We start from the raw sequence: 6281 nt of genomic DNA on the forward strand, positions 1-6281 counted from the left end.
CCGTCCGACGGCCCGGGCCGCGGCGCCGGGCCGCGGCGCCGGGCCGAGGGCGCGACCAGCCGGCCCACTCGGCCCACTCGGCCCACTCGGTCCGGAACCCCGCGCCGCGGCGCCGCTCCACATGCGCGTGAGGAGGGCACATGAGGACCCCGTGCCGCCCGACGCACCGCCATTCGGTCGTCATCCCTGCCCCCAGGCGTGACCCGGAGCAAGCCCGAACCGTTCACCTGAGTGGCCGAACCCGTGATCGGGTCGCGCCACCGCACCGTGCACGACCCGCCGGAGCCCCTCACCCGGCGCCGGGCGCGCCCAAGGCGTACCGAGTGCAGAGGAAACCGCATCATGACCTTGCCCAGACCGCCCCTCTCCCCGGACGGCGACCGACCTCCCCGACACGATCCCCCGGCACCCCCGTCCGTGAAGGGCGGCGCACCGCCGGCGCTCATCGGGCGCGGGCGGACGCCTGCTCCCGCCATGCCTGTTCCCGCCACGCCTGCTCCCGCCACGCAGGCCGGCGGGCGGAAGAGCCCGGCCCCGGTCCGGCCCCTGCCGTCCCCGCACTGTCTGATCGTCCTTCCACCCGTTCACAGCGCCCTGATCTGCCTCGCCCTCCCCGGACTGGCCATCTCCACCGAGCAGGGACAGCTGACGGGGCACGGTCTGGAGGGGTTCTACCGAGCGGGCCGGCGTCTGCTCTCTCGCTGTCATGTGCGGGTGGCGGGGCGGGAACCGCTCGCCGTGCAGGCCCGGATGGTGGCGGCCGACCGAGTCAGGTTTGTGGGGACCCTTCACGCGGCTCCCGACGCCGGACCGGACCCGGACGTCGTCGTGGAGCGCATCAGGTCCGCAGAGGGCATCGAGCGGATCATTCTGCGCAGTGCGGCCCCGCGGGTCCTGCGCCTGCCCGTGGAGGTGGCCCTCGGCACGGACCTTGCGGACCTGCGCGCGATCGCCTCGGGCGGGAGGGAGCACGACCTCCCCGCCACCGTTCACGACTCCGGGCTGCGCTGGTCCTGCAGGAAAGGTGACTGCGCTGTCACGGCCGATCCGCCGCCGTCCGACGCCCTCGCCACCGCCGGGCTGCTGCGCTGGGAGCTGGAACTGCCGCCGGGTGGCACACGGAGCGTGGAGCTGCGGGTACGGCAGGGCGGTGCGGGACCCGTCAGGGCCGTAGGACGTGGCGCCTCGCACCTGCTCGCGAGGGCCGAAGCCACCGGCGACGACCCCCGGATCCAGCCGCTGCTGCGCACCTGCGTCGAGGATCTCCAGGCCCTGCTCCTGCGCGATCCGGCCCACTCTGCCGACATCCATCTTGCGGCTGGAGCGCCCTGGCGCTGCGGCCCGTCGCCCGCCGAGTCACTGGCGGCGGCCCGGATGGCCCTCCCGCTCGGCACCCGGCTCGCCGCGGGCACGCTGCGGATCCTGGCCCGCACCCAACTGCGCGGCCCCGGTGTCCGCTCGGGCATGATCCCGGGTCCGCGGCGGGACGCGGGGGCACACCTCCCGCCGCGCTGCACCGGCACCGAAGCCACACTGCTGTTCCCCGTACTCCTCGCGGAGGCCCGGCGCTGGGGGCTTCCGGACCGGGAGACCGAGGAACTGCTGCCTGCGGCCGAGCACTGCCTGCGGTGGCTGCGCACCACCGTCGGGGACGGCGTGTACGTCCCCGACCCGCAACCGGATGGTCCGCTGCGCTGCGAGACACAGGCGTACGCCCACCGGGCGGCGCTTCTCGGCGCGGATCTGCTCGACGCCTGTGGGCGCCCGGGGGGACCGGAGCTGTGCCAGTGGGCCGAGACGCTGCGCGACGCGTTCTCGGAGGGCTTCTGGGCCGAGGACCGGTCGGGCGGCAGGCCGGCGGCCGTCCGCACCCGGGACGGACGCCTCATGCCCCACCTCGGCGCGGGCGCCGCCCATCTCCTCGACACCGGCCTGCTCGGATCCGGCGCCCTGGCGCCCGGATTGCTCGACAAGGCGCGGACGGAGCAGCTCGCGCGGCTGCTCTGTGAGCCGGCCATGGACTCGGGGTGGGGGCTGCGCGGTCTGGCCACCGAGGCCGCGGTGTACAACCCGTTCGGACACCGTGGTGGAGCGGTACAGGTCCAGGAGACGGCGGTGGCGGTCGCGGGACTGGCTGCAGCCGGCCATGAGAAGGAGGCGAGCGGCCTGCTGCGCGGGCTGCTGGCGGCGGCGGAGGCGTTCGGCTACCGGTTGCCCGAGATGTTCGCGGGCGAGCCGCGTACGGAGGGGAGTGCTCCGCTGCCGCACCCGGTGGCCTGCCGTCCAGCCGCCGTGGCGGCCGCGGCGGGGGTCCTGCTCCTGACCGCGCTCGCCGGTGTCCGCCCGGACGTCCCGGCCGGGACGGTGACCCTGTGCCCGGTCCGCAGCGCCCCGCTCGGCGAGATCGTTCTGACGGGCCTGAGGCTGGCCGGCGCCCCCTTCTCCGTGCGCGTCGGGCGACTAGGTCTCGCCATGGTGGAGGAGGCTGCCGACGGGTTGCAGTTGGGCGTGTGACCTCGGATGACGCGGATGCGGACCGTGGACGGAGAGCATCGGTGAGAGCCGTACCGGACAGATGTGGATCAGTCGTCGAAGCGGTTCAAGAAAGGAGTGTTTATCGTCAGGCAGACGACTATGATCGCGACATGCCCTACGACCCGTCAGCCTTTCCACCTTTCGCCGTCACTGTGGACCTGGTCGTGCTGACCGTGCGCCGCCATGCCCTGTGCGCGCTGGCGGTGCGAAGGGGCGAGCCCCCGTTTCAGGGGCGGTGGGCGCTGCCGGGCGGCTTCGTACGGGCCGACGAGGACCTCGCGCAGGCCGCTGCCCGCGAGCTGGCCGAGGAGACGGGGCTGCACGCCCACGACCCGTCCGCACCGGCGCAGGACAACGGTGCCCACCTGGAGCAGCTGGCCACCTACGGGGACCCGAAGCGCGACCCGCGGATGAGAGTGGTCAGCGTCGCCCACCTCGCGCTCGCTCCCGACCTGCCCGCGCCCCGTCCCGGCGGTGACGCCAACAGCGTGCGCTGGGCCCCGGTGGAGGAACTGCTGCAGCAGGGCGGCCACGGCAGGGACGGGGAGCAGACGGCGCCCCTCGCCTTCGATCACGCGCAGATCCTGGCGGACGGTGTCGAGCGCGCCCGTTCCAAGATCGAGTATTCATCGCTGGCCACCGCCTTCTGCCCGCCCGAGTTCACCGTCGGAGAGCTGCGCCGGGTCTACGAGGCCGTGTGGGGCGTAGCGCTCGACCCGCGCAACTTCCACCGCAAGGTGACCGGCACACCCGGCTTCCTCGTCCCCACGGGCGGCACGACGACCCGGCAGGGCGGACGCCCGGCACAGCTCTTCCGTGCGGGTGGTGCCACCCTGCTCAACCCGCCGATGCTGCGCCCCGAAGTCTGACCGGGCGGACGCCGCTCGGACGACGGGCCTCGTGCAAATGGCCGAGCAGGAACAGCCGAGGAGGCGGGTCTGTGCCGCACCACCCCTCACGCTGCCCGAAAAACCGGACAAATCGCGCTATCTTGCTTCGGGTGATCCAGGCGATCGGACTGACCAGCACAACCCACAAGGACCTTCCGCCCGCCGTCGACGACGTGTCCTTCGAGGCGCACCCAGGCCGTGTCACCGCCCTTCTCGGAGCCGCCGGTGCGGGCAAGACGACGGTGCTTCGGCTCATGCTCGAGCTCCAGCCGGGCCGCGGCATCACCTACTTCCGGGGCCGTCCGCTGCACCGCATCGCCCACCCCTCCCGGGAAGTGGGTGTCCTCCTCGGCGATGTCCCAGGTCATCCGGCGCGGACGGTCCGCGGCCAGCTGCGCATGCTGTGCGCGGCGGCGGGGGTGGCCGGCCGCCGTGCCGACGAGGTTCTCGAACTCGTCGGGCTCGCCGGCCTGCGCGACGAGCGGCTCGGCACCCTCTCGCGTGGCATGGACCGGCGCCTCGGTATTGCCTGCGCCCTGCTCGCCGACCCGCACGGGCTGGTGCTCGACGACCCCGTCGGCGGGATCTCCGCGCGCGAGGGGCGCTGGCTGCACGGCGTTCTGCGTGCCCACGCGGACCGGGGCGGCACCGTTCTGTTCGCCACGGGAGATCCCAGAGAGGCCGCGCGCACCGCCGACCACGTCATCACGCTGGACCGGGGCCAGGTGGTCGCCGATCAGACAGGGGTGGACTTCGCCCGCACCCGCCTGCGGCCCCGCGTGGCCGTCAACAGCCCGCACGCCACCCGCCTCGGCGCCCTGCTCGCCAAGGAGGCCGGAATGACGCGGCGTTCCGTGGAAGTCGTCCACGAGGGCGGCAACCGGCTGTCCGTGTACGGCAGTACCTGTGCCGACATCGGCGACACCGCGTTCCGGCACGGTGTCCTCATCCACCAACTGGCCGACGAAACCGGGGACATGGGGCCGACGGCGAGTGCCGAGACCATCCCGGCACCGCGGTCCGAGGAATGGGAGCCGGACGGCCTGCCCCCGGTCCCGCCACCCATCAGCGTGCGGCCTTCCGCCGGTCCCCTGCGGCCGCTGCGGTACGAGCTGCGCCGCGCCGCGGGAATCGGCACCGGTTACGTCACCGCGGCCGCCGTGCTCGTTTCCTCCGCCCTCATCTGCCTCCTCCTCGCACGCGGTGGGCACACTCCCCAGGACCGACTGCTGGCCGCCTGGCCCCTGCAGTTCCCGCTGCCGCCGGCGGCACTCGGTGCGGGACTGCTCGGCGCCGTCGCCTTCGGCGACGAGTTCCGGCACCCCGCCCTGGCCGCGGATCGCGGAACGGTCCCCCGCCGCCTGGGGCTGCTTGCCGCGAAACTCCTCGTCGCCGGGGCCACGGCGCTGATGCTGGCCTTCCTCGCCGTCGGCTGCGACATCGAGCTGCTCTACCTCGTCCACGGGCCGGAGCTCACCGAGCTTCCCGCCGACTGGCTTTCCCTGGCAACGAGTTGGATCGGCCTGATCGTGGGGTGCGCCTGGGCCGGCGTGCTGGCAGCAGGCATCTTCCGCTCCACGACCGCCGGTCTCGCCGCGGTGCTCGCGGTGCCCGTCGTCGTCGTACCGCTCCTGCAGAAGGCGCTGGAGGGCCCGTCCGTCCGGGCCGCGGCCGGTTTCACCGTGCGCATGCGCGAGCTGATGCTGCTGCAGTGGCCCTTCGGTGGCGAGCGCTACGTGGCCGCGATGGCGCGCGTGATCACGCAACCCGTGGGCGGTGCACTGGCTTTGTCCCTGGCAGTGCTGCTCTGTGCATATCTGTTCACCACGCTGCGCAGCAGGGTCCGATGACCACCCGCGTGCCCATCTGTTCTCCCTCTGCGCACAACTTCCCCGAGAAGCGCCCATTTCTTTCCGATAAGGCGTCAATTGCGACGGTGTGAGCGATCACCCTTTCGTGTGCTTTTCACCAAAGACCTCAAGGGAGTTGGAGAGGGCGCCGACAAAGGATCCGTGAGTACCCTTGCGCACACCATGATGACCGCCGCCCGCTCCGCAGACTCCGGCCTTGCCGGACCGGGCGAACTCGACCGTTACCCCTACGCCGAGGCGCCCTCCGCCGACCGCGTCGGTGCACCAGCATGGGAGGGCTCGGACCCGGAGCTGGGCCGTGTCGGCCGGCGCGCCGCGGGCAGCCGCGGACGTGGCCTGCACGGCCAACTCGTCCAGCAGCTCGGCCAGATGATCGTCTCCGGCGACCTGGGCGCCGATCGCCCGCTGGTGCCCGAGGAGATCGGCCAGCGCTTCGAGGTGTCCCGTACCGTCGTCCGTGAGTCGCTGCGCGTCCTGGAGGCCAAGGGCCTGGTCAGCGCCCGTCCGAACGTCGGCACGCGCGTGCGCCCCGTGAGCGACTGGAACCTCCTGGACCCGGACATCATCGAGTGGCGGGCCTTCGGGCCACAGCGCGACGACCAGCGCCGTGAGCTCAGCGAGCTGCGCTGGACCATCGAGCCGCTCGCCGCGCGCCTGGCCGCCGGGCACGGGCGCGAGGAGGTGCAGCAGCGGCTCGCCGACATGGTCGAGATCATGGGCCATGCCCTGGGACAGGGCGACTCCCTGACCTTCTCGCGTGCCGACGCGGAGTTCCACTCGCTGCTCATCCAGGTCGCCGGCAACCGCATGCTGGAGCACCTCTCGGGGATCGTCTCGGCGGCCCTTCAGGTCTCCGGCGGCCCGGTCACGGGGTGTGAGCGTCCGAACGAGACCGCCCTGGCCCAGCACGCCCGCATCGTCGACGCGCTCGACTCGGGTGTGACGACGACGGTCGACTGGTCACACGGCCTGCAGACGCCCGAGC

4 protein-coding genes are annotated in these 6281 nt (G+C 73.0%); all 4 read left to right on the forward strand.

Annotated features, from left to right (window positions below; all coding sequences use genetic code 11):
- Positions 1-474 precede the first annotated feature (474 nt).
- Complete coding sequence (locus ACFSL4_RS10475) at positions 475-2514, forward strand: glycogen debranching N-terminal domain-containing protein (protein ID WP_381080927.1); 2040 nt, start codon at positions 475-477, stop codon at positions 2512-2514.
- Positions 2515-2645: 131 nt separating this feature from the next.
- A complete protein-coding gene (locus tag ACFSL4_RS10480; RefSeq protein WP_381080929.1) occupies positions 2646-3404 on the forward strand; it encodes an NUDIX hydrolase in 759 nt (252 codons plus the stop codon).
- Positions 3405-3535: 131 nt separating this feature from the next.
- On the forward strand, positions 3536-5275 hold the full coding sequence (locus ACFSL4_RS10485) for an ABC transporter ATP-binding protein (protein ID WP_381080931.1): 1740 nt from the start codon (positions 3536-3538) through the stop codon (positions 5273-5275).
- 162 nt (positions 5276-5437) lie between these two features.
- On the forward strand, positions 5438-6281 hold an 844-nt coding region (locus ACFSL4_RS10490; RefSeq protein ID WP_381080933.1), incomplete at its 3' end, for a FadR/GntR family transcriptional regulator.

The organism is Streptomyces caeni (assembly GCF_042678285.1).
GTDB classification, from domain to species: domain Bacteria; phylum Actinomycetota; class Actinomycetes; order Streptomycetales; family Streptomycetaceae; genus Streptomyces; species Streptomyces caeni.